The sequence below is a fragment of the Streptodolium elevatio genome, assembly GCF_053592165.1.
This window is the reverse complement of the sequence record NZ_JBSFVE010000010.1, coordinates 86,218-109,786: the sequence shown is the minus strand read 5'-3', so window position 1 is coordinate 109,786 and position 23,569 is coordinate 86,218. Positions and strand designations below refer to the sequence as shown.

At 72.2% G+C, this 23,569-nt stretch carries 16 protein-coding genes; 9 read left to right on the top strand and 7 right to left on the bottom strand.

Going from position 1 to position 23,569, the window contains the following annotated elements; translation table 11 throughout:
* The first annotated feature begins 258 nt into the window (after positions 1–258).
* The gene (locus ACWD12_RS19740; protein WP_450100588.1) at positions 259–2,298 is read left to right on the top strand and encodes a DHA2 family efflux MFS transporter permease subunit; all 2,040 of its coding nucleotides are present in this window, start codon (positions 259–261) and stop codon (positions 2,296–2,298) included.
* A gap of 12 nt (positions 2,299–2,310) precedes the next feature.
* Here ACWD12_RS19740 and ACWD12_RS19735 read toward each other — a convergent pair whose 3' ends face one another.
* From ACWD12_RS19735 to pdxR, 3 genes are all read right to left on the bottom strand, one after another.
* Entirely contained in the window at positions 2,311–2,649 is a 339-nt protein-coding gene (locus tag ACWD12_RS19735) for a WhiB family transcriptional regulator (RefSeq protein ID WP_450100587.1), read from the bottom strand.
* Positions 2,650–2,790: 141 nt separating this feature from the next.
* On the bottom strand, positions 2,791–3,555 hold the full coding sequence (locus tag ACWD12_RS19730) for a DUF1707 SHOCT-like domain-containing protein (RefSeq protein WP_450100586.1): 765 nt from the start codon (positions 3,553–3,555) through the stop codon (positions 2,791–2,793).
* A gap of 42 nt (positions 3,556–3,597) precedes the next feature.
* On the bottom strand, positions 3,598–4,995 hold the full coding sequence (pdxR, locus tag ACWD12_RS19725; RefSeq protein ID WP_450100585.1) for a MocR-like pyridoxine biosynthesis transcription factor PdxR: 1,398 nt from the start codon (positions 4,993–4,995) through the stop codon (positions 3,598–3,600).
* An 85-nt stretch (positions 4,996–5,080) separates the two neighbouring features.
* Between pdxR and ACWD12_RS19720 the strand changes: the two genes are divergently transcribed.
* The 3 genes from ACWD12_RS19720 to ACWD12_RS19710 all read left to right on the top strand — a co-directional run bounded on the left by ACWD12_RS19720 (position 5,081) and on the right by ACWD12_RS19710 (position 9,824).
* Positions 5,081–6,046: a DMT family transporter gene (locus ACWD12_RS19720; protein WP_450100584.1), complete on the top strand. Its 966-nt coding sequence runs from the start codon at positions 5,081–5,083 to the stop codon at positions 6,044–6,046.
* Positions 6,047–6,081: 35 nt separating this feature from the next.
* A complete protein-coding gene (locus tag ACWD12_RS19715) occupies positions 6,082–7,950 on the top strand; it encodes a sigma-70 family RNA polymerase sigma factor (protein WP_450100583.1) in 1,869 nt (622 codons plus the stop codon).
* 215 nt (positions 7,951–8,165) lie between these two features.
* Entirely contained in the window at positions 8,166–9,824 is a 1,659-nt protein-coding gene (locus ACWD12_RS19710) for a fumarate hydratase (protein WP_358353549.1), read from the top strand.
* A gap of 69 nt (positions 9,825–9,893) precedes the next feature.
* On the opposite strand, the gene ACWD12_RS19705 is transcribed toward ACWD12_RS19710, so the two are convergent.
* From ACWD12_RS19705 to ACWD12_RS19690, 4 genes are all read right to left on the bottom strand, one after another.
* Positions 9,894–11,066 (bottom strand): glutamate ABC transporter substrate-binding protein, encoded by a 1,173-nt coding sequence (locus tag ACWD12_RS19705; RefSeq protein WP_450100582.1) that lies wholly within the window; start codon positions 11,064–11,066, stop codon positions 9,894–9,896.
* A gap of 202 nt (positions 11,067–11,268) precedes the next feature.
* Positions 11,269–13,191 carry a ricin-type beta-trefoil lectin domain protein gene (locus ACWD12_RS19700; RefSeq protein ID WP_450100699.1) on the bottom strand — a complete coding sequence of 641 codons (1,923 nt, stop codon included), beginning with the start codon at positions 13,189–13,191 and terminating at the stop codon, positions 11,269–11,271.
* 204 nt (positions 13,192–13,395) lie between these two features.
* Complete coding sequence (locus ACWD12_RS19695; RefSeq protein WP_358353544.1) at positions 13,396–14,283, bottom strand: ABC transporter permease subunit; 888 nt, start codon at positions 14,281–14,283, stop codon at positions 13,396–13,398.
* Positions 14,280–17,102: an alpha/beta fold hydrolase gene (locus ACWD12_RS19690; protein ID WP_450100581.1), complete on the bottom strand. Its 2,823-nt coding sequence runs from the start codon at positions 17,100–17,102 to the stop codon at positions 14,280–14,282. Before ACWD12_RS19690 ends, ACWD12_RS19695 begins: the two co-directional genes overlap by 4 nt.
* Positions 17,103–17,217: 115 nt before the next feature.
* Between ACWD12_RS19690 and ACWD12_RS19685 the strand changes: the two genes are divergently transcribed.
* From ACWD12_RS19685 to ACWD12_RS19665, 5 genes are all read left to right on the top strand, one after another.
* A complete protein-coding gene (locus tag ACWD12_RS19685; protein ID WP_450100580.1) occupies positions 17,218–18,081 on the top strand; it encodes a (Fe-S)-binding protein in 864 nt (287 codons plus the stop codon).
* Positions 18,078–19,616, top strand: coding sequence for a LutB/LldF family L-lactate oxidation iron-sulfur protein (locus tag ACWD12_RS19680; RefSeq protein ID WP_450100579.1), 1,539 nt, complete (start codon positions 18,078–18,080; stop codon positions 19,614–19,616). The genes ACWD12_RS19685 and ACWD12_RS19680 overlap by 4 nt, the downstream gene beginning before the upstream one ends.
* Positions 19,613–20,401: a LutC/YkgG family protein gene (locus ACWD12_RS19675; RefSeq protein ID WP_450100578.1), complete on the top strand. Its 789-nt coding sequence runs from the start codon at positions 19,613–19,615 to the stop codon at positions 20,399–20,401. The genes ACWD12_RS19680 and ACWD12_RS19675 overlap by 4 nt, the downstream gene beginning before the upstream one ends.
* Before the next feature lie 133 nt (positions 20,402–20,534).
* The gene (locus ACWD12_RS19670; RefSeq protein ID WP_450100577.1) at positions 20,535–21,959 is read left to right on the top strand and encodes a class II fumarate hydratase; all 1,425 of its coding nucleotides are present in this window, start codon (positions 20,535–20,537) and stop codon (positions 21,957–21,959) included.
* 133 nt (positions 21,960–22,092) lie between these two features.
* Positions 22,093–23,556, top strand: a complete 1,464-nt coding sequence (locus ACWD12_RS19665) for an ABC transporter permease (protein ID WP_450100576.1) — start codon at positions 22,093–22,095, stop codon at positions 23,554–23,556.
* The last annotated feature ends 13 nt before the right edge of the window (positions 23,557–23,569 follow it).

Below are 23,569 nucleotides of genomic sequence, written 5' to 3'. Positions count from 1 at the left end.
CGGGCAGTTGGTCGGCACGCAGTCGACAGGTAGCCGGTAGGCAGTCGGCAGGTAGGCGGTCGGCAGGTAGCCGGTAAGTACACGGGTCGGTCCGTCCCCGCGGAGTCGGGGGCGGACCGACCTTTTTGCTCGTCGAGTGGGTTCGGGGCCGTTCGGGTGAGGCGATTTGGGGATGCTCATCGGTTTTTCTGGCTTTTCGGGGTATAGGCCTGCGGCAGCGTCGTCGATCACCCGAGTCGATCACCCGAGGAGCCGCGGATGAGCGCGCCCGTGAAGACCGCTGACGCTCCCGCGTCCGCGCCGCAGGAGCAGAAGCTCTGGCTGATCTTCACCGGGCTGATGCTCGGCATGTTGGTGGCCGCGCTGGACCAGACGATCGTGTCGACGGCGCTGCCCACGATCGTCGGGGACCTGGGCGGGCTCGACCATCTGTCGTGGGTGGTGACCGCCTATCTGCTCGCCTCGACGGTGAGTACGCCGTTGTGGGGCAAGCTCGGCGACCTGGTCGGACGCAAGCGGTTGTTCCAGGCGTCGATCGTGATCTTCCTGATCGGGTCGGCGCTGTGCGGCATCGCGCAGAACATGCCCGAGCTGATCGCGTTCCGCGGGATCCAGGGCCTCGGCGGCGGCGGGCTCATGGTGCTGTCGCAGGCGATCATCGGCGACGTCGTGCCGCCGCGCGAACGCGGGCGGTACACCGGGTTGTTCGGCGCGGTGTTCGGCGTGACGAGTGTGGCCGGGCCGCTGCTCGGCGGGTTCTTCGTGGACAACCTGTCGTGGCGCTGGGTCTTCTACATCAACCTGCCCATCGGCGCGATCGCGCTGGTGGTCGTCGCGTTCGCGCTGCACACGCACGAGGTGCGCAAGCGGCCCACGATCGACTACTGGGGCATCGTGCTGCTCGCCGGCGCGACGACCTGCCTGGTTCTGCTCAGCACCTTCGGCGGCTCGATATACCCGTGGGTGTCGGCGGAGATCTTCGGGCTCGGTGCGGCGGCCGTGGTGCTGCTGGGCGCGTTCATCATGGTGGAACGCAAGGCCGCCGAACCGGTGTTGCCGCTGCACCTGTTCCGGCAGCCGATCTTCAGCACGACGTCGGCGATCGGCTTCGTGGTCGGCTTCGCCATGATGGGCGCGCTGAGCTTCCTGCCGCTGTTCATGCAGGTGGTCAACGGTACGTCGGCCACCGAGTCGGGTCTGCGGCTGCTGCCCATGATGCTCGGCCTGCTGGTCACCTCGATCGGCAGCGGGCAGCTGATCACCCGCTGGGGGCACTACAAGATCTTCCCCATCGTGGGGACCGCGGTGATGGCGGTGGGCATGTTCCTGCTGTCGCGCATGGACGAGTACACCACGACGGCCGCGTCCAGCCTCTACATGCTGGTGTTCGGCCTGGGACTCGGCCTGGTCATGCAGGTGATCGTGCTCGCGGTGCAGAACTCGGTGGACTACAAGGACCTCGGGGTGGCGACGTCGGGGGCGACGTTCTTCCGGTCCATCGGCGGGTCCTTCGGGGTGGCGATCTTCGGGTCGGTCTTCAACTCGCGGCTCACCGACAACCTGGCCGACGCGACCGGGTTGCAGTTGCCGCCGGGTGTCGATCCCGAGACGGTCGGATCGAGCCCGGACGCCCTCAAGGCGCTCCCGCCCGCGACGCACCAGGGGTTCGTGCACGCGTACGCGAACGCGCTCCAGGACGTGTTCCTGATCGCCTCCGTCGTGGTGATCCTGGCGTTCCTGCTGAGCCTGATGCTCAAGGAGATCCCGCTGCGCAGGACCACCGAGGGGACCGACGCGCTCGACCCCTACCGGCCGACCGCGCGAACGTCGGTCGAGGAGGTCGAGCGCGCGATGACGCAGCTGGTGCACCGCGAGAACGGCTGGACGCGGTACGAGCGCATGATCGACCGGGCCGGCGTGGACGTCTCGGTGCCGTGCGCGTTCGGCCTCGTGCAGCTCGACCGCTTCGGGCCGGTGCTCGACACGGAGTTGGCCAGGAAGATCCACGAGCCGCTCGACTCGGTGCGCAAGTACGCAGCGGAGCTGATCGCCGCGGGGCAGGCGCGTACCGACGTACAAGGACGCCTCGAACTCACCCCGGACGGCGGCGCGGTGGTCGAGCGGCTCGTGGATGCGCGCCGCGAATTGCTCGGTGATGTGATCGCGGACCTTTCCCCCGAGCAGAACGCGGAGTTGACCGAGCTGTTGCAGCGGCTGGCCCGGCTGACGACGGACACTCCGCACGACCATCTGGTGGGCGAGGCGGCGAAGCGGGAGACCGCGCGACGCGGACCTTGACGCGGCGGGCGGTCAGCGGCCGGTGGCTCGCCGGCCGCCTCTGCGGCGTCGGCGGCGCGCGATGGCCTGGCGTTCTTCCAGGGTCAACCCGCCGCGCACTCCTGCGGGTTCGGCGTCACTCGCGGCGAGTGCCTCGGCACGGCACTCGATGAGGACCGCACAACGCGCGCATATGCGCTTGGCGTCCTCTTCCCGCGCGATCCGTGCGACGGCGGGTTCTTCGGATATGTCGACGAACAGTTGGAGCTCGGACCGGCACGCACCGGTCGCCGGAGGGATCCAGGTGGACGAGCGCTCGGCAGGTGCGGCGACGTCCTGGAGGCTGGAGGTCAGATCGCTCGGTTCGGGCACGTTTGATCTCCTCGCAGGGTAGGCGTGTCGTACGTCCCACCATGCGCCTACCCGTCCAAATCCCGGTACATGCCGCGCATCACGACAACTGACGGGAAAGCAACACCCTTGAAACGTCTACGAAATGGCGGGATTCCGCCGTCAGTCGTCGTCCTCGTGACGTTTCCGGTCAAGCGGGCGCCTCTTGGCCTTCTTCGGCCGGACGTCGACGCCGCCGAAGATCGCCGCCCCGCGCACGATGACGACGGGTGCGTCCGGGTCCTCGGCCACCTGCTGCTGCACGGAGAATCCGCCGAAGATGCCCGCGCCGTGGCCGCGTACACTGACGCCTTCGGGCACGCGTACGTCGATGCCGCCGAAAACCGTCGCCACGTTGATCACCAGCACCGGGGTCTCGAACGTCGCCTCCGACAGGTCGATCTCCACGCCGCCGAACACCGCCGCGGCCCGCAGGCGGGCGCCGATGCGCCCCGGCCCCCTGCGCTCCGCGCTGCCGAACACCGCGACCAGCGAAGGCGATTCCGCGGGGGCGGAGCCGACCTGGGCGGGCCGGTAGGACACCGGGGCGGGGCGGCCGGGTGACGACGAGGACGCCTTGCCGAGGTTCGGGCGCGCGGCACCGGTCGGCAGGTCGAAGGTCAGCGGCTCCAACTCGCCCATGGTCTTGGCGCCGTACAGCGCCTCGATGCGCTCGGAGTGCTCCTCGATCGTGAGGCGGCCCTCTTCGAAGGCGGTGCGCAGCACCTGTGCGACCCGGTCGCGGTCGGCGTCCGACGCACGGATGTCGGCGGCCGAGACCGGCGCGGTGGGCAGCGACGAAGGTGCTCTCGGTGCCGGGGGCATGGGCGGCGGCCCCGCCGGCTGCGGGGGTGCGACGGACTCGGCATTCTCCGGAGGCTGATCCACGGCACGACCTTAGCCGCGAGGGCCGCGCCAGGCACGCCCCCATCAGTCGCCCGATGCCTCCCGGCAGGCGTCCGCGAGCCGCGACACCGCTTCACGCAGGCGGTCCTCGCCGAGCGACGCGTATCCGAGGACCAGCGCGGGGGGTGCGTCGGGGCCGGGTTCGCGCATCGGGCCGACCGGTTCGACGCGCACGCCGCGGGCCGCGGCAGCGGCGACCACGGCGTCCTCGCGGCTGCCGGGCGGCAGTTCGACGTACAGGTGCAGGCCCGCCCGGATGCCGTTGACCTGCGCCTTCGGCAGGAACTCGGCGAACGCGTCGGCCACCGCGTCGCGGCGGCCCCGGTAGCGCAGCCGCATCGCGCGCAGGTGCCGGTCGTAGCCGCCGCTCTCCAGCAGCTGAACGAAGGCGAACTGGTTGATCACCGCGGAGCCCAGGTCGGCGTACTGCTTGAGTTCACGCACCTGTTCCAGCCAGGTGTGCGGCACCACCGCCCAGCCGAGCCGCATGCCGGGGGCGAGGGCCTTGCTGGTCGAGCCGAGGTGGACGACGCGGTCCGGGTCGAGACCTTGGAGGCAGCCGACCGGGTCGCGGTCGTAGCGGAACTCGGCGTCGTAGTCGTCCTCGACGATGAGGCCGTCGACGTCGCGTGCCCAGCCGGTGAGCTGGGCGCGGCGTTCCGGGGAGAGCACCACACCGGTGGGGTACTGGTGCGCGGGCGTGACCAGCACGGCCCGGGCGCCGGTACGTGCGAGTGCCGCCACGTCGATGCCCTCAGCGTCCACCGGCACGCCGACGATGGGCAGGCCGTTGCTGCGCAGCAGGCCGCGCTGGGTCGCGCTGGACGGGTCCTCGACGGCCAGCAGCGTGTGGCCGCGCGCCGCGAGGGCCTGGACCATGAGGGCGATGCCCTGCGCGACCCCGCCGACCACGACGATGCGGTCCGGCGCGGCGTTGGCGGCGCGCACCCGGCCGAGGTACGCGGCGAGCGCGGTGCGCAGTTCGGGGACGCCGCCCGGGTCGCCGTACGACAGCCTGCTGTGCGGCACGGTCGCGAGCGCATGCCGGGTCGCGGCGAGCCACGCCGCGCGCGGGAAGGCGGACATGTCCGAGGTGCCGGGCTTCAGGTCGTAGGGCAGCACGGAGATGTCGTTGGCGTCGCGCGGCTCGTCGGGGCCGCCCGGTGCGCGGCTCTCGGGGATGTCGGCGACGCGCGTGCCGGAGCCGTGACGGCTCGTCAGATAGCCCTCGGCGACAAGTTGTTCGTAGGCCTCCACGACCATGCCGCGCGACACCCCGAGATCGGTGGCGAGCGCGCGGCTCGACGGCAGCCGGTCGCCCGGCGCCAGACGCCCGGTGCGCACCGCGTCGCGCAGGCCCGCGGTGATCTGCGCGCCGACCGCACCCCGGGCCCGGTCGATCCCGACCAGCAGGTCTCCCATGAGCGTGTCCCCTCTAAGTGGTCCCCTCCCAGGGCACATCGGTGGTTCTGCCTTCCGATCCACCTGGCTCCTAACGTAGCGGCTCATGAGGCCATCCGCTCAGGCGCCGTCCGTCGGCGCATCTTTCGCAGCTCTCTCCCAGGTCCTCGTCGGCACGGCGGCCGGCGTCTCGGCCGCCCTGGTCGCCTACCCGGTCGGCGGCGGCCAGGGCCTGCGGTACGCCCTCGCCGCCGTCGCGATGTACGCCGTCCTCCGGCTCCGCAAGCCGCCACGCGTGCGCGTCGGGGCGCGCGCATGGCTCCTCCTGTTCCTGCTCGCCCTGCTCGGCCAGACCCTGTTCAACCAGCTGCTGATCGGCTCGCTGGAGCACGCCGACCCCGCGACGGTCGGCAGCATCCTGGGCTGCTCCCCGATCGCACTCGCGGTGATCGCGCCGCTGATGGCCCGGCGCCGGCCCGGCGCGCGCATCGTGGCCGGATCGGTCCTCGTGGTCGCGGGCGCGGTCGCCGTCGAGGGCTTCGGCGACGCCTCGGCCACCGGACTGCTCATGGCGCTCGGCGTGCTGGTCTGCGAGATCGCCTTCTCGCTGCTCGCGGTTCCGCTGCTGCCGCGGCTCGGGGCGCTGCGGGTGGCGGCGTACTCGACCGCGCTCGCGGTGCCCCAGTCGTTCGCGATCGGCTGGTTCTCGGACGGCACCGGAATGCTGCGCGTGCCGACCCTCGCCGAGGCCTCCGCGCTGGTGTTCATCGGGCTGATCGCGACCGTCGCGGCGTTCCTGCTCTGGTACACCGCGCTCGGAACGCTCGGTGCCGAGCGGGCCGGACTGTTCTCCGGCCTGGTGCCGGTCTCCGCGGCGCTGTCGGCGCTGGTGCTCGGCACCGGCGAGGTACGCCCCGCGCAATTGGCGGGTAGTGCGCTGGTCGGGGCGGGTGTCGTCCTCGGCATGCGGATGACGCGCGAACAGCCTTCCCCGGCACCGGAGATCGCCCCGGAACCGGTGCGCGCGGCAGAGGTCGCGGCACCGGTGAAAACCGGAACCGCCGCACCGTAGTACAGCTGTTCGCGTCCATGGCAAGCTGTCGCGGCATGGACGGGGAGACGAACCGCACGGCGGCCGAGCACCCGGCGTCCGACGCCGAACTGGCGCAGCGTGCCCGCGCCGGCGGGCCGGATGCGGACGCCGCGTTCGCGGTCCTGCACAACCGGCACCACGGCGCGGCCCTGCGCCACGCACGGCGGCTCGAACCGGACGCCGACGCCGCCGAGGACCTGGTGTCCGACGCATTCGTCGAGGTGCTGGCGCAGTTGCGGCGCGGCGGCGGGCCGCGCGAGTCCTTCCGGGCGTACTTGTGCACGACGATGCGCCACAGCCACGCGGACCGGACCCAGGCCCGGCGCACGGTGGTGCCGACCGACGAGGCGACGCTCGACACCCTGGGCGGGTCCGCGCCGCGGACCGAGGACGCGCTCCCCGACCTGCTCATGGTCAAGCAGGCGTTCGGCTCGCTGCCGGACCGCTGGCAGGCGATCCTGTGGCACACCGAGGTCGAGGGCGAGAAGCCGCGGCACATAGCCCGGCTGCTCGGCATGACGCCCAACGCGGTCTCGCAGCTCGCGGTCCGGGCGCGCGAGGGGCTGAGCGAGGCTTTCCTGAAGGCGCACATAGGCCGCCTGCCGGAGCGCTGCCGGACCCACGGCGAACGCCTCGGCGGATACGTGCGCGGCACCCTGCGCATCCGCGACCGGCGCGCGGTCGACGACCACCTGGCCGACTGCCCGACCTGTACGCGCCTGTGCGCGGAACTGGCCGCCACCAACGCGCACCTGCGGGTGCTGCTGCTCCCCGCGATCCTCGGCGGTACGGCGGCCACCGCGCTGTCGGCGGAGGCACTCGCGGGCGGAGCCGCCGTCGCCGGTACGGCGTCGGCGGCCGGTGCGGGATCGACGGGCGCGGGGACTGCCGGAGCAGGGGCCGTCGGCAAGGGGACGGCAGCCGGCTCGGGAACTATCGGCGCGGGACCGGCGGGCGCGGGACCGGCCGGTAGCTCGGTCGGGGCCTCGGCCGGGCCCGGGCTCGGCCCGGCACCCGCGGCCCCGGCTCCGGGCGGCCCGCCGGCCGGGACGGGCCTCCCCAAGGCCCTCGGCAAGGCCGGGACATCGGTGGCCCGCAAGGCGGTATTCGGCAGCATGGTCGCCGCGGCCGCCGCCGCGGTGATCGCCGTCGCGGCCATCGTGCCCGACGGCTCCGGGCCCGCGAAGACTCCGGAGAAGCGGGCCGACCTGATCGCCGAACCCGCCGTACCGGTGCCGCCGCCCGGGCCGACACAGCCCGCGGCGCAGTCCCCGCCGAACGCCACGACGACGGTCGCAGCCCCGGGCGCGCCGCCGAAGCAGCCGCCCGACCCCGCGTCCTCCGGCCGCCCCGACCCCACCCGGCCCGGCGCCGCGACCCCGCCTGCCCTACCGCCCCCGGGCGACACCGCGCCGTCCACTACGCCCACGACCGAGGGACCGGCGACCGGCGCTCCCGCGACCGCGCCGGCCACGTCGCCGGCCCCCGCGACAACGGCACCGCCGAGCCCGACCCTGACCACCGGGTCGACCGCGCAGCCGACCACTCGGCTCCCGACGCAGCCCACGGGACCGACGACACCGCCGGGACCGGTCGCCGCGATGGCCGTCGACGACAGCGCGACGGCCCGGGCAGGCGGCAGCGTGTCGCTGAACCTGCTGGCCAACGACCGCGGCGACGACCTGCGCATCATCGGTTCGCCGGTCGCCTGGGGCCTGTACGGCCGGATCACCTGCGACCGGGTCTCGGGAGCGTGCACGTACACAACGTGGACCCCGTTGCTCACCGGCACCGACGTATTCCGCTACACGATCCGCGACAGCCAGGGCCAATACGCCACAGCAACAATCCGCATAACCGTCGTCCCCGACGGCCGCCCCTGAGCAACCGGCCCCCGCCCCCTCGGGCCACGCCTCAGAACAAGGGCCCGTCCGCGACTGTCAGGCCGCAGCTCTTCCACGAGCGCGCCGCGTCGTGGTGGCCGACGTGCCACCCTCTCGGAGGCGTGGGCGGGGAGTGAGCGCGACCTCACATCCGTCGGGGGTGCCCCGGCGTTCTACGCTGGAGGACGCCCCGACACCGCCGACCGAGGATGGCCATGCCCCCCGCCGACAGTAACGAGTACACGGACCTGCTCCCGTTGGGCGAGGACACCACGCCGTACCGGCTGGTGACCAGCGAGGGTGTCTCGACGTTCGAAGCCGGCGGGCGCCGCTTCCTGCAGGTCGAGCCGGAGGCGATGACGCTCCTCGCCCGCGAGGCGATGCGGGACATCGCCCACCTGCTGCGGCCGGGGCACCTGGCCCAGGTCGCCCGGATCCTGGACGACCCCGAGGCCTCCCCCAACGACCGCTTCGTGGCCCTCGACCTGCTCAAGAACGCCAACATCGCGGCGGGCGGCGTCCTGCCGATGTGCCAGGACACCGGCACCGCGATCGTGATGGGCAAGCGCGGCCAGCACGTGCTGACGGACGGCCGTGACGAGGAGCACCTGTCGCTCGGCATCCGCAACGCGTACACCGAGCTCAACCTGCGCTACTCGCAGATGGCCCCGCTGACGATGTGGGACGAGAAGAACACCGGCAACAACCTGCCGGCGCAAGTGGAGCTGTACGCGACCGCGGGCGAGGCGTACAAGTTCCTGTTCATGGCCAAGGGCGGCGGCAGCGCCAACAAGTCGTACCTGTACCAGGAGACCAAGGCCATCCTGAACCCGGCCGCGATGCTGAAATTCCTGGACGGCAAGATCCGCTCGCTGGGCACCGCGGCCTGCCCGCCGTACCACCTCGCGGTCGTCATCGGCGGCACCAGCGCCGAGTTCGCCCTCAAGACCGCGAAGTACGCGTCGGCCCGCTACCTCGACACGCTGCCCACGACCGGCTCCCCGCTCGGCAACGGGTTCCGCGACGTCGAGCTGGAGGCGGAGATCCTCAAGCTGACCCAGGACATGGGCATCGGCGCGCAGTTCGGCGGCAAGTACTTCTGCCACGACGTGCGCGTCATCCGCCTGCCCCGCCACGGCGCCTCGCTGCCGGTCGCCATCGCCGTCTCGTGCAGCGCCGACCGCCAGGCGCTCGCCAAGATCACCGCCGAGGGCGTCTTCCTGGAGCAGTTGGAGAACGACCCGGCCAAGTACCTGCCGGACACCACGCACGAGGACCTCTCCGACGACGTGGTCCACATCGACCTCAACCGGCCGATGAGCGACATCCGCGCCGAGCTGTCGAAGTACCCGGTCAAGACCCGCCTTTCGCTGTCCGGCCCGGTCGTCGTGGCCCGCGACATCGCGCACGCCAAGATCAAGGAGCGCCTGGACGCCGGCGAGCCGATGCCGCAGTACCTGCGTGACCACGCCGTCTACTACGCGGGCCCCGCCAAGACCCCCGAGGGCTACGCGTCCGGCTCCTTCGGCCCCACCACCGCCGGCCGCATGGACTCCTACGTCGAGCAGTTCCAGGCCGCGGGCGGCTCGTTCGTCATGCTCGCCAAGGGCAACCGCTCCCAGCAGGTCACCGACGCCTGCGGCAAGCACGGGGGCTTCTACCTCGGTTCCATCGGCGGCCCCGCCGCGCGCCTCGCCCAGGACTGCATCAAGTCCGTCGAGGTCATCGAATACCCGGAACTGGGCATGGAAGCCGTCTGGAAGATCGAGGTCGAGGACTTCCCCGCCTTCATCGTCGTCGACGACAAGGGCAACGACTTCTTCGCGGACGTGACTTCGGCGGTGATCACCAACATCCCGGTCCGCCGGTCCTGATCTCCCACCGCTTCGCACGACGCCCCCGCCCTCTCCGGGCGGGGGCGTCGCGCGTCCCGGGTGCGGCGGTCAGTAGCGGTCCAGCGGCGGCGGGGCCGGGAAGCTGGTCCGGGTGGGGTCGAGGTGTTCGGTGTAGGCGGCGGACCAGGTGCCGTCGGTGGCGGCCTTCTCCAGCGCGTCGTTGACCGCCGAGCGGAGGGCGGCATCGTCGTGGTTCATCCCGATGCCGTACTTCTCGACGCCGAACGGGGTTCCCACGACTTTGAGTTCGGACGGCCGCATAGCGGCGTAGCCGCGCAGGATCGCGTCGTCGGTGACGACCGCGTCGACGCGTGACGCCTGGAGGTCCTCGAGGCACTGGGCGTAGCTCGTACGCCCGGACACCTGGGCCTGCGGCACGTTCGTCTGGACGACCTGGAGCGGCGTGGAGCCGGTGACGGAGCACACGGTGCGTCCGGCGAGGGAGCTGTCCATGCCGGTGATCGTCGGCTCGCCCGCACGGACGAGGGCGGTGAGCCCGGCCACGTAGTACGGACCGGCGAAGGCCACGGTCTGCTTGCGCAGGGCGGTGATCGAGTACGTGCCGATGTAGAGGTCGATGCCGCCGCTCGCGAGGGCGGCTTCGCGCGCCGCCGACGGGACGTTGCGGAACTCCACGCCGTCCTCGTCGAACCCGAGGTCCTCGGCGACGGCCAGGGCGAGTTCGATCTCGAAGCCCGAGTGCCGCCCGGTCGCCGGGTCCTGGAAGGAGAGGCCGGGGGTGTCGCCCTTCGTGCCGACGATCAGGCGGCCGCGCACCCGGGCGGCCGCCAGGACGGGCGAGTTTTGGAACCCGCCGGTCGGCGGGACGGACGCGGTGGGGCCGTCGGTGGCAGTGGCCGACGGGGTCGCGGTGGGGGTGCGGGAGGGTGACGAGGTCGCGGTTGGAGAGTCACCGGGTGACGCCGAAGGCTTCGCCGGCGCGCTGGAGCTCGCCGAACCGGCGCTGTCGGACGACGAGTCCTCGTCGTCGCCGAGCAGGACGACGAGGGTCATCACGATGGCGATGACGAGCCCGGCCGCGGTCCCGACGAAGAGCATCGTGTTGGAGCGGCCGCCGACCGGAGACGGTGCCGACGGCGGCGCGCCCGGCGGCTGCGCGCTCGGGGCGTATCCAGGTTTCGGCGGCGGCGGGACCGCGGACGAAGGCGGTACGGCCGGCCCCAGGTCGTCCGGGCCTCCGTGCTGCGGTGTATCGGACACAGGTCCCCCAGGACGAGTTCTACGGCTCAGCGATTTCGACGGCTCAGCACTTTCGACGGCTCAGCACTTTTGGCGGCTCGGCACGTTCGGCGGCTCGGCACGTTCGGCGGCCGAGCACTGCCCATCGTGCCAGCGGGCCTCCGCTCCGGCTGCCACACCGGAGCGGAGGCCCGCGCGATCGGGTCGGTTGCGCCCGCGACCGTCAGTAGGCGTCGTACGGGATGGAGCTGTATCCCAGCGGCGCCGCCGCCCCCGCGTTCCAGGTCTGCGCCGCCGATCCGTTCGACGCCGTCTGCGTCACCGGCCCGTTGCCGCCGGTCGGGGCGGTGATCCGCAATCCCGAGACGCGGCCGGCGAGTTGCCCGGAGACGGAGTCGAACCGCAGGTTGTCGCGGTACGCGCCGACGCCGTCCTTGCAGGACCAGATGCCGATCCCCGAACCGGCCGCGGTGGTCCCGCGGTTGTCGAGGCAGTAGGCGGGATCTTTGAGGCTGTGGACCTGGCCGCTCGCGGCGTTCACGAACCACTTCTGGTTGGCGCTGCCCGTGCAGTCCCAGGCCAGGACGCCCGTTCCGTTGCTCATCGAACCGCCGTCCACATCAAGGCACTTGCCGGTGTTGCCCGCCTTGAGTTCGGTGAACACCGCGGCCTGGTGCGGCTCGGCGGCGAACCGCTGTGCCGCCGAGCCGTTGCAGGCCGCGAGCACGAGCCGGGCCCCCAGGGTGGGGTCGGTGCCCGCCGGAGTGACGCACAGCGTCTGGGCGTCGGCCGGTCGCAGGGTGCCGCCGGTCTGCACGAAGCGCTGGTTCTGGCCGCCGTTGCAGTTCCACAGGACCACCGGCGTACCGCCGGCCCGGGCACCGCCTTCCGGGTCGAGGCAGCGGTCGTGGCTCAGTTCGACATGCACGGACTGGTTCGCCGCGTCGTACCAGAAGCCCTGGTTGCGACCGCTCTGGCACGGCCACAGTTGCAGCGGCGTGTAGTTGCGCGACGAGTAGCCGTACGAGTCGGCGCACAGCCCCGTGCCCTCGTTCCGCAACTGCCGGAAGTCCTTGACCCCCTCGGTGAGCACGGTGTTGCCGGTGCTCGCCGGGTCCACGCAACTCGCGGTCTGGTAACCCGAGTTGTACAGCTGTGTCAGGCAGGATGCGAACGCGATGTGGCCGCGCTCGTTGGGGTGGAAGGACTGCCGGGTGGTGTTCTCGTCGAACAGGTCCAGGTTGGCGAACCACAGCCCTCGCACCCACGTGTTGTCGGTGCACACCTCATGGCCGTGGAACAGGCGGCTGTTGTCGAGGTAGATCGCCCCGGTGTTCGCGGCGGCCTGCCGCGACGCCTCGGCGAACATCGGCACCGCCTCGTTGCGGCCCCACGCCTGGTCGCGCAGGTAGCCGAGGCAGCCGCCGGCGTACCAGCCGGGGAAGTTCGGGTTGTCCTCGACGTCGGGGCTCATCGGCGACGGGTAGCCCATGACCACCAGCTTGTACTCGGAACTGACGTATCCCGCGTCGGTCATGACGGTGCGCAGGTCGCGCACGTCCTGCTCGACCTTGGGCCGCAGCGCCTCGACGCGGGCCTTCCACTGCGGCTGGTAGGTGCCGTGGCACTCGCCCTGGAAGAACACCCGGCGCGTGACGCAGTCGGTCATCGTCGGGCCGAACTGGAGGTCGTCGTTGCCCCCGACGACCAGCAGAACCAGCTTCAGCCGGGTGTTGCGCGCCTTGATCGCGAGGCTGTCGGACTGCACGAGTTCGTCGGCGTACTGCTTCGTGCCACCGATGCGGATGTTCTGGCTCGACGCCCCCGAGCAGGCCACGTTGTACGTCACGTCCGCCGCGATGCCCGTGCGGTGGATGGCCGCCTGCGGCGAGCGGTGGCACCAGTTCGTCGGGCCGTCGGTGGGCGCCTCGTACGTCCCGACGCCCTCGCCGGAGATCTCGCTGTCGCCGATGGAGATCAGCGACGTCTTGCGCTGGTCGACCGGTCGGATCGCCGGACTGCCGTACAACTGCTGCGCCTCCGCGGCCCGGATCGCCTCCAGGTCGGCGCGCAGCGGTGTCGGCGTGGTCGCGGCGCCGGCCGGGGAGCCGGTCAGGACGCCGAGTCCGCCGATCGCCACGAGCATCGCGGTGGCGGCTCCCACCGCGGCGCGCCGCACGGATCTGCGCCGAGAATTTCCGGACAAGTACACGTTCCCTCGCCTTCGTCACACCTTGATGGGATGTACCAGGGGTAACAGGAACACGTGCGGAGGAAACCTACCTGCTGGTAGGCAAGATCTGAACAGGTCCGAACCAGGCGAAATCCCGACCGGCAAATCCCGGGAATCCTAGGAAACGATGTCTTTGCGCTCGAAATGGCGGAAAGCCAGCGCAATGAAGACCAGGGCATAGCCGACCGAAACCGCCGACCCCTTGATCATGCCCTCCCACTCCATGTCCGCCTGGAGGGCATCAACCCACGCGAACTGCCAGTGTGTGGGCAGGATTTCGCGCCACGCGCCGAGTGCGGTCACGGCGTCCACAATGTTCGAGACGACCACCAGGCCGACCGCGCCGCCCACCGCGCCCAACGGAGCGTCGGTCACCGTCGACAGCCAGAACGCGACAGCGGCGACGACGAGTTGCGACACCATGCCGTACGCGACGACCACCGCCATGCGCCGCATCGCCTCGCCGCCGGACAACGAACCGCCGATCGGGATCTCCAGCGGCCCCCACCCGAACGCCACCACACCGGCCAGCAATGCCATGGCCGGCAGCAGCAACAGCGCGAGCCCGCTGTACGCCAGCGACACCGCGAGCTTCACCCGCAGCAGCCGCGCCCTCGGCACCGGTGCCGCGAGCAGATAGCGCAGCGACGACCAACTCGCCTCACTGGCAACGGTGTCGCCGCAGAACAGCGCCACCGCGACCACCAGCAGGAAGCCCGTCGACACGAACAGCGCGAACGCCGTCAGATTGAGCGCGCTGCGCGTCGCCACGTCGACCAGCGTCGGCACGGTGTCCCGCTCGGGATCACCGCCCACCTTGAACGCGATGACCAGGATCCACGGCAGCAGCGCCAGCAGGCCGAGCATCACCAGCGTGCGCCGCCGCCGCAACTGCCGCAGCGCCTCGACCCGAAACGGCAGGGTGTGCCGCGGCCGGTAGCCGTGCGCCCGGGACGGCGCGGCGTCCTCGGTTCCCCGGGGAACCGGCGTGGTCTCGGCGGTCACTGCTGTTCTCCGATCAGCGTGAGGAACGCGTCCTCCAGGCGGCGTTTCGCGGTCACCCGGTCCACCGCGACCCCGGCGCCCACCAGTTCGGCGACGACCGCCGACGGCTCGGCGCCCGCGAGGTGCACGAGCACGCCCTCGCCCTCCGGCACCGCGGAGGCCACCCCGGACATCCCCGAGAGCACCTCGACCGCGCGGTCCGGTACGGGCGTCCCGACCGCGAGCGTGTTCCCGTCCCCCGTGATCTCCTCCACCGGGCCCGACGCGACGAGCCGGCCGCGGTGCATCACGACCACATGCGTGCAGGTCTGCTCGACCTCGGCGAGCAGGTGGCTGGAGACCACGACCGTGCGGCCGTTCGCGGCGTACCTGATCAGCACGTCGCGCATCGCGCGGATCTGCGGCGGGTCGAGCCCGTTGGTCGGCTCGTCGAGCACCAGCAGGTCCGGCAGGCCGAGCATGGCCTGCGCGATGGCGAGACGCTGCCGCATGCCCTGCGAGTACGTGCGGACCTTGCGGTCCAGCGCCTCCCCCAGCCCCGCGATCTCGAGAGCCTCCTCGAAGTGCGCGTCCTGCGCCGGGCGTCCGGTCGCCTTCCAGTACAGCGACAGGTTGTCGCGGCCGGACAGGTGCGGCAGGAAACCGGGCCCCTCGACGAACGACCCGAGCCGGGACAGCACCGGCGCCCCCGGCGTCACGATGTGCCCGAAGATGCGGATCTCGCCGTCGTCCGGGTGGATCAGCCCCATGAGCATGCGCAGCGCCGTGGTCTTCCCCGCGCCGTTCGGCCCGAGCAGGCCCAGCACCTGGCCGCGCTCGACGGTGCAGGAGAGGCCGTCGACGGCGAGCTTGCCGCCCTTGTAACGCTTCGTCAGGCCCTGTATCCGCAGCGGCACTTCGGCGAGCGCGACGATCGGGGCACGTTCCTTGAGACGGCGCTTCCCGGTCACCACCAGCACCACGGCGAGTGCCGCGGCGACGGCCGGCAGGCCCCACGTCCACCACGGGTAGCCCGGCGGCGGGAGCTTGATGCCCGGCACCGAGGGAACGGTCAGCGGGCCGACGACGGCGATCCGGTACGCGGCGGGCTCGGCCGGCGTCGCGTACCCCAGGTCGGTGGTGGTGAGCACCAGCCGCAGCCGGTGCCCGGCGTCGATCTCGCGGTCGACCTCCGGCAGCCGGATCTCCACCTCGCGCCCGTCCGCCGCCCCGACGACCCGCACCGGCGCCGCGAGTTGGTACGGCAGCACCGCGCCGCCGCCCGGGTCCACGTCGTAGAGCTTGGCGAACAGCACGATGTCGGCCGCTCCCGAGACCCGCACGCGCACCGTCGACCCGCCGGTGATCCGCAGCGTGCGGTCCAGCGGCTGGGTCATGAAGAACGCGCTCTGCCCCGGCATGTCGAGCGAGAGCTGCCCCAGCGCCGAGGCGTCACCCGACTGGCCCAACGCACCGAGGAGTCCGAGACCGGGCAGCGTCGACATCGACGGCGGCGATCCGCCGGGCGGGTTGACGACGGTCTGCTCCGGCCCCGCCAGCGGCAGCGCCAGGCGGGTGCTGCCGTCCGTACCGGGATAGCGCGGGCCCTCGGCGACCCGGATGACCTGCTCGCGCGTCGAGGTGTCGACGCCGCCCAGCCGGGTGACCGAGAACGGCCCCGCCGGCACCGGCGCTCCCCCGCCGCCCTGCCGCCGCGCCTCGGTGGCCCGCGCGCCCTCGTCGGAGGCGAGCCACTTGTCGAACCACGCGACCGTCTTGTCGCGGACCAGCACGCTCTGCTGCGGACCGCCGTCGTGGCCGCCCGCCGTCCACACGACCTCCACCGGGAACCCGTTGGCCGACACCGCGCGGGCGGTCCGGTCGGCCTCGGCGAGCGGGAAGAGCGAGTCGTTCTGGCCCTGGATCAGCAGAGTGGGCACCCGAAGCCGGTCCGCGACGCTCGCCGGACTGGCCCGCCGCAGCAGTTCCACGGCTCGGTCGCTGGGGCGTCCGGTGCGCGCGACCTCCTCGTACACCGCGCACACCTCGGCGGTGAAGCGCCCGCACACCGACTCCGCGGCGTCGGCCGGGTCGGCGGGGGCGCCGGGCGGCTGTCCCCCGGGCGCGCCCGACCCGTCGGTGCCCAGCCCGCCGGCCGCGGACGCCCCCGAGGAGAAGAAGACCCCGGCCCACATCTTCTTGAAGACGCCGGTCGCGGGCCCCGTGCCGGCGGCGTTCGGGAGCAGCGACTCGCCCAGGTCGTTCCAGGTCCACTGCGGCGCGACGGCGTCCACGCGCGGGTCGTACGCCGCGAGCAGCAGCGCCAGCGCTCCCCCGTACGACACGCCCGCCGCACCGACCCGCGGGTCACCCGGTCGGTCGAGCAGCACCTCGGGACGTCCCGCCAGCCAGTCGACCAGCGCCCGCGCGTCCGCCACCTCGTAGTCCGGCTGGTCGAGCGCGATACGGCCGCCGGACGCCCCGAAGCCCCGCGCGGACCACGTCATGACCACGTACCCGCGCCGCGCCAGGCCCTCGGCCTCGGCGCGCACGGTGGACTTGTTGCCGCCGAACCCGTGGCCGAGCAGCACGGCGGGCGCGGGTGCACCCGTATCGGGGTAGTACACGGTCGTGTCCAGGCCTATGCGGTCCGGCGACCCGGGGCCCGCGGCGACCTCGACCCGTTGCTGGCCGCTGCGCACGGGCGCGGCCCCGCCGCCGCCCGACGTCGTCACGATCGCAGCGAGCGCCAGGACGACGAGCACCAGCCCTACGGCGGTCAGGACCCGGGCCCGCCGGGTCGCGGGCATGCGGCGGGTGAGCGCCGTCCTCCACGTCATGGCCAGACCCTACGGCGTGGAACGGCGTCGAACGGGCATCCGGTCACGATGACCGGGCGGCGATGACCGGGCGAGGCGCCGCGACCGCCCTTAGAGTCGATCAAGGAGGTGACTCGTGCGGATCGCCCTTTTCATCACCTGCGTCAACGACACGGCCTTTCCGGAGACCGGGAAGTCCGTTGTGCGGCTGCTGCGCCGGCTCGGCCACGAGGTGGAGTTCCCGTACGCCCAAACGTGTTGCGGCCAGATGCACTTCAACTCCGGCTACCGGCGCGACGCCCGGGCGCTCGCCCGCTCGTTCGCCGAGACGTTCGAGCCGTACGACGCGGTGGTCACCCCGTCGGGCTCGTGCGCCGCGATGGTGCGCGACTACCACCCCGTGCTCGCGGAGGGCGCCCGAGGCAAGGACACCGAGGCGTTCCGTACGCGGGTGGCCGCGGTCGCCCCGCGCGTGTACGAGTTCACCGAGTTCCTGGTCGACGTGCTCGGTGTCGAGGACGTCGGCGCGTACTTCCCGCACAGCGTCACCTACCACCCGACCTGCCACTCGGCGCGCATGATCGGCGTCGGTGACCGGCCGCTCCGGCTGCTGCGCAAGGTCCGCGGACTGCGGCTGGCCGAACTGCCGCGCTCCGACGAATGCTGCGGCTTCGGCGGCACGTTCGCACTGAAGAACGCCGAGACGTCCACGGCCATGGGCCGCGACAAGGTGACCGCGGTCATGGAGACCGGGGCGCAGGTCCTGTGCGCGGGCGACAACTCGTGCCTCATGCACATCGGCGGGGTGATGTCGCGTCAGCACACCGGTGTGAAGGTGATGCACCTCGCGGACATCCTCGCGTCGACCGGTCCGCACCCGGACCTGGAGGCGTTCCCCTCGGGCGACTTGGCGTACCCGACGCTGCCGTCCCTCGACCCGGTGCATCCGACCACGGGCCTCTTCGAGGCCGACGCACCCGCGGAAGGTGCCCCGCGATGACGACGGTACGCCCCGAGCCGACCTTCCTCGGCATGCCGCCCTTCCCCGAGGCCGCGCACGCCGCCCTCGCGAACCCCCAACTGCGTGCCAACATGCGCAATGCCACGCACACCATCCGAGCGCGGCGTGCCGCGGTGGTCGACGAGGTTCCCGACTGGGAGAAACTGCGTTTGGCGGGCGCCGCGATCAAGGACGACGTGCTGGCCCATCTCCCGCGCTACCTGGAGCAGTTGGAGGCGGCCGTCACCGCCGCGGGCGGCACCGTGCACTGGGCCCGCGACGCCGCGGAGGCGAACGCGATCGTCGTGGACATCGCCCGCGGCCACGGCACCGACGAGGTCGTGAAGATCAAGTCGATGGCGACCCAGGAGATCGGCCTCAACAACGCCCTCGCCGCCGCCGGGATCCACGCGTGGGAGACCGATCTCGCCGAGCTGATCGTGCAGTTGGGCCATGACCTGCCGTCGCACATCCTGGTCCCGGCGATCCACCGCAACCGCCGCGAGATCCGCGACATCTTCCGCGACGAGATGGGGAACGCGGGACGGCCGGCTCCGGAGAACCTGTCCGACCGCCCGGCGGATCTCGCCGAGGCCTCGCGGCGGCATCTGCGCGAGAAGTTCCTGCGGGCGAAGGTCGCGGTCAGCGGGGCCAACTTCGCGGTGGCCGAGACGGGCACGGTGTGCGTGGTCGAGTCGGAGGGCAACGGCCGCATGTGCCTGACGCTGCCCGACGTACTGGTGACGGTGATGGGCATCGAGAAGCTGCTGCCGACGTGGCAGGACATGGAGGTGTTCCTCCAGTTGCTGCCGCGTTCGTCGACCGGCGAGCGTATGAACCCGTACACGTCGATGTGGACCGGCGTCACCGAGGGCGACGGGCCGCGCGTGTTCCACCTGATCCTGCTCGACAACGGGCGCACCGACGTCCTGGCCGACCCGGAGGGGCGGCAGGCGCTGCGCTGCATCCGCTGCTCGGCGTGCCTCAACGTGTGCCCGGTCTACGAGCGGGTGGGCGGGCACGCGTACGGCTCGGTCTACCCCGGCCCGATCGGCGCGATCCTCACCCCGCAGTTGCGCGGGATCAACCAGCACGAGGTGGACGAGCAGACCGCGTCGCTGCCGTACGCCTCGACGCTGTGCGGCGCGTGCTTCGAGGCGTGCCCGGTACGCATCGACATCCCGGCGATCCTGACACGCCAGCGGGCGCAGCTGACCGACCTGGGACGCGCCCCCGCGCAGCGCGGCGAGAAGGCCGCGATGAAGGCCGCGGAGTGGGTCTTCGGGCAGCCTTGGCGGCTCGGACTGGCCCAGCACGCGGCGTCGTTCAGCAGGCACTTCATCGGCCGGAAAGGGCACATCGGCAAGGTACCCCGGCTGCTGGCCGGACCGCTGGCCGGCTGGACGGCGAGCCGCGACGCCCCCGCCGCGCCGCCCGAGTCGTTCCGTTCGTGGTTCAAGCGCACGGACGGCGGCCTGACCGAGGGCGACCCGGCCTCGGCCGGCCCGCCCGAAGCCCTGCTGGAGGAGCAATGACGGCACCGACCGATCCCGCGCGGCCGGACCCCGCGGCGGACGATCCCGCGACGCTCCTGTCGCACACCGCATTGCAGCACGTGGACCTCACTGACCCGCCCGGACTGCCGCACACCGACCTGGCGCACCCGGGGCTGCCGCACACCTACCCCGGGCTGCCGTCCGAGGCCAAGGCCGAGATCCTGGCGCGGATCCGCGGATCGTTGTCGGGCGACGGGCGGCCGCCGCGGGCCGTGGTGGACCGCACGTACCGCCGTACGCGCGACGAAGGCACCGACCTCGTCGGGCTGTTCGCCGAGCGCGCCGGCGACTACCGGGCGCACGTGGTGCGCGCAAACGCCCGCACGCTGGTCGACACGGCGGTGTCGCTGCTGACCGAGGCGGGGGTGGCACGGCTCGTGGTGCCGCCCGGCAAGCGGCTGGGCTGGCTCGCCGCGACCGGGGTGGAACTGGTCTACGACGACCCGCCGCTGACGACCGATCAGCTCGACGCGGAGGCGGGTGTGGCCACCGGGTGCGCACTCGCGATCGCCGAGACCGGCACGATCGTCCTGGACGCCGGGCCGGACCAGGGCCGACGCGTACTGACGCTGCTGCCCGACTACCACCTGTGCGTGGTGCGCGCGGACCAGATCGTCGGCACCGTGCCCGAGGCGATCGCCCGGCTCGACCCGCACCGCCCGCAGACCTGGATCAGCGGCCCGTCGGCGACCAGCGACATCGAGCTGAACCGCGTCGAGGGCGTGCACGGTCCGCGCACACTGCACATCCTGCTCCTGTCCTGACCGGCCCGGGCAGCGACAGCCCGGCAGCGGCACCGGCAGCGGCAGCGGCAGCGGCAGCGGCAGCGGCAGCCGGGAACAGCCCGGTCCCGTCGGGAGTTGCCGCGGGTAGGGACCGCACTTGGGAGGCACGACGATGAGCAAGGGCCAGGGCGCCGACCAGGGCGAGGGGCCGGGCGACGGCTTCCGCGTCGAGCACGACTCGATGGGCGAGGTACGCGTACCCGCGCACGCCAAGTGGCGGGCCCAGACGCAGCGGGCGGTCGAGAACTTCCCGATCTCCGGCGGCACCCTCGAACACGCGCACGTCGCGGCCCTCGCGCGCATCAAGTCGGCGGCCGCCCGGGTGAACGCGGAACTCGGCGTACTCGACAAGGACATCGCGGCGGCGATCGAGGAGGCCGCGGCCGAGGTCGTCGCCGGGCGCTGGGACGACCAGTTCCCGGTCGACGTGTTCCAGACGGGCTCGGGCACGTCCTCGAACATGAACATGAACGAGGTGCTGGCCACGCTCGCCGCCGAACGCCTCGGCCGCGACGTGCACCCCAACGACCACGTGAACGCGTCGCAGTCGTCGAACGACGTCTTCCCGTCGTCCATCCACGTGGCGGCGACCGCGGCGGTGACGCACGACCTGGTCCCCGCGCTGGTGCACCTGTCGAGCGCACTGGGCCGCAAGGCCGCCGAGTTCGCCGACGTGGTGAAGTCCGGCCGCACGCACCTGATGGACGCCACCCCGGTCACGCTGGGCCAGGAGTTCGGCGGGTACGCGGCGCAGGTGCGCTACGGCGTCGAGCGCCTGGAGTCGACCCTGCCGCGCGTCGCCGAACTCCCGCTCGGCGGAACGGCCGTGGGCACCGGCATCAACACCCCGCGCGGTTTCTCCGCCCGGGTGATCCAGGCGCTCGCGTCGGACACGGGCCTGACGTTCACCGAGGCCCGGGACCACTTCGAGGCGCAGGGGGCGCGTGACGCGCTGGTCGAACTGTCCGGCCAGCTGCGGACCATCGCGGTCGGACTCAACAAGATCGCGAACGACCTGCGCTGGATGGGCTCGGGGCCGCGTACCGGACTCGCCGAGATCAGCCTGCCGGACCTGCAGCCCGGCAGCTCGATCATGCCCGGCAAGGTCAACCCCGTGGTCCCGGAGGCGGTCGGCCAGGTCGTCGCGCAGGTGATCGGCAACGACGCCGCGGTGGCGTTCGGCGGCGCCGCGGGCAACTTCGAGCTCAACGTCATGCTGCCGGTCATCGGCCGCAACGTGCTGGAGTCCATCCGTCTGATCGCGTCGGTCTCGCGGGTGCTCGCGGACCGCACGGTGGACGGCATCACCGCCGACGTCGAGCGCCTGCGCGAGTACGCGGAGAGTTCGCCGTCGGTGGTGACGCCGCTCAACAAGTACCTCGGGTACGAGGAGGCGGCCCGGATCGCCAAGCAGTCGCTGGCCGAGCGGAAGACGATCCGGCAGGTCGTCGTCGAACGCGGGCACGTGGAGGCCGGGCGGCTCACCGAGGCGCAGCTCGACGAGGCGCTGGACGTGCTGCGCATGACGCGGCCGTAGGGCTGCTCCGCGGGACCACGGCGGGCCCTCATCCGCCCGTCGGCAGCAGCGCCTCACACACCGTCAGTGCCGCGGCGACCTCCGGCTTCGTACGGTCGAGGGCGGTGACTCCCCCAGCCGGGACCTCCACGTTGTGGTCCTTCATGCAGCCGGTGAAGACCTGTGCGGCCGAGACGGACGCCTCCGCGGCGGCGCTCGGGGCCGCGGCGCCCGGCGTACCGCCCGCGTTCGGTGCGTCGGACGAACCGGGTTCGCCAGGACCGCCGCTGTTCGGGCCGCCTTCGCCCGGTGCGCGGCTCGGGCGCAGTGCGGCGCATGCCTGCTCGGCCTTCTGCCATGCGGGGTCGGTGGCACGCGGGTTGGCCCGGTCGCCGGGCGCTCCCGAAGGACGCCCGGACGGCCTGTCGGTCGGCCTGCCGCTCGGTCCGTCGGTCGGTCGCGCGGTGGGGAAACCGAAGCGCGGCTCATCGGCGTCGGCGCGGTGATCCTGCTCGTCGCGGTCGGCAACGGCTCGTCCAAATCGGTGCAGGCGTCGATCGAGAGCCTGGGCACGAACCTGATCACCGTGAGCCACACCGCCGGAGGCGGCCGCTTCGGCGCGGCCGGGCGCGGCAGCGAGCTCAAGGACCTCACGCTGGACGACGCCAGGGCGCTGGTGGACGCCGTACGGGCTCCGCATGTGAAGTCCGCGGCGCCGGTGCAGAACACGACGGGGTCGGTGGTGTACGCCGGGCAGTCGACCACGGTCAACTCCGTCGTGGGCACCACGCCCGACTGGTTCGCCACGACGAACCACGAGGTCGCGCGCGGGACCGCGCTCACCGCCGCGGACGTCGACAACTCCCGCAAGGTCGTGGTGCTCGGCGGCACCATCGTCGAGAACGTGTTCGGCCCGGAGGACCCGGTCGGCAAGGACGTGCTGCTCTCCGGCATCCCGTTCCGGGTGGTCGGCGTGCTCGCCACCAAGGGCGGGGCCGGCCAGGACACCGACGACACGATCGTGCTGCCGGTCAGCACGTTGCGGGCGAGCCTGGCCGGCTACGGATCGCTCAGCCAGATCACCGTGCAGGCCACCTCGTCCGGGGCCACCGACGAGGCCGAGGCGGAGATCACCGCGATCCTGGACGCCCGCCACAAGATCACCAGTTCGGCACAGACCGACTACCGCCTCGTGAACCAGGCGTCGCTGCTGAGCGCCAACGACGAGACGAACCGCACCTTCACTGTGCTGCTGGGGGCCGTCGCGGCGATCTCGCTGCTGGTCGGCGGCATCGGCATCACGAACATCATGCTCGTGACCGTCGCCGAGCGGACGCGCGAGATCGGCATCCGCAAGGCCATCGGCGCCCCGCGCGGCGCGATCCTCGGGCAGTTCCTCGCCGAGTCGACCCTCCTGTCCGTCCTCGGCGGCGCGCTCGGCGGGGCCGCGGGGCTGTTCTCGGCGCGGTTCACGGTCGTCGGCATCGAGCCGGCCGTCGTGCCGTCGTCGGTCTTCGCGGCCTTCGGGGTGTCGGTGGTCCTGGGGCTCTTCTTCGGCGGTTACCCCGCGGCGCGGGCCGCGTCCCTGCGCCCGATCGAGGCGCTCCGGCACGAGTGAGTCGCCTGCGTCC

Coding starts and splice junctions, on each gene's coding strand:
- ACWD12_RS19710 (WP_358353549.1), top strand. CDS start 8,166: ATGCCCCCCGCCGACAGTAACGAGTACACGGACCTGCTCCCGTTGGGC.
- ACWD12_RS19715 (WP_450100583.1), top strand. CDS start 6,082: ATGGACGGGGAGACGAACCGCACGGCGGCCGAGCACCCGGCGTCCGAC.
- pdxR (WP_450100585.1), bottom strand. CDS start 4,995: ATGGGAGACCTGCTGGTCGGGATCGACCGGGCCCGGGGTGCGGTCGGC.
- ACWD12_RS19700 (WP_450100699.1), bottom strand. CDS start 13,191: ATGCTCGTGGCGATCGGCGGACTCGGCGTCCTGACCGGCTCCCCGGCC.
- ACWD12_RS19740 (WP_450100588.1), top strand. CDS start 259: ATGAGCGCGCCCGTGAAGACCGCTGACGCTCCCGCGTCCGCGCCGCAG.
- ACWD12_RS19690 (WP_450100581.1), bottom strand. CDS start 17,102: ATGACGTGGAGGACGGCGCTCACCCGCCGCATGCCCGCGACCCGGCGG.
- ACWD12_RS19720 (WP_450100584.1), top strand. CDS start 5,081: ATGAGGCCATCCGCTCAGGCGCCGTCCGTCGGCGCATCTTTCGCAGCT.
- ACWD12_RS19680 (WP_450100579.1), top strand. CDS start 18,078: ATGACGACGGTACGCCCCGAGCCGACCTTCCTCGGCATGCCGCCCTTC.
- ACWD12_RS19670 (WP_450100577.1), top strand. CDS start 20,535: ATGAGCAAGGGCCAGGGCGCCGACCAGGGCGAGGGGCCGGGCGACGGC.
- ACWD12_RS19675 (WP_450100578.1), top strand. CDS start 19,613: ATGACGGCACCGACCGATCCCGCGCGGCCGGACCCCGCGGCGGACGAT.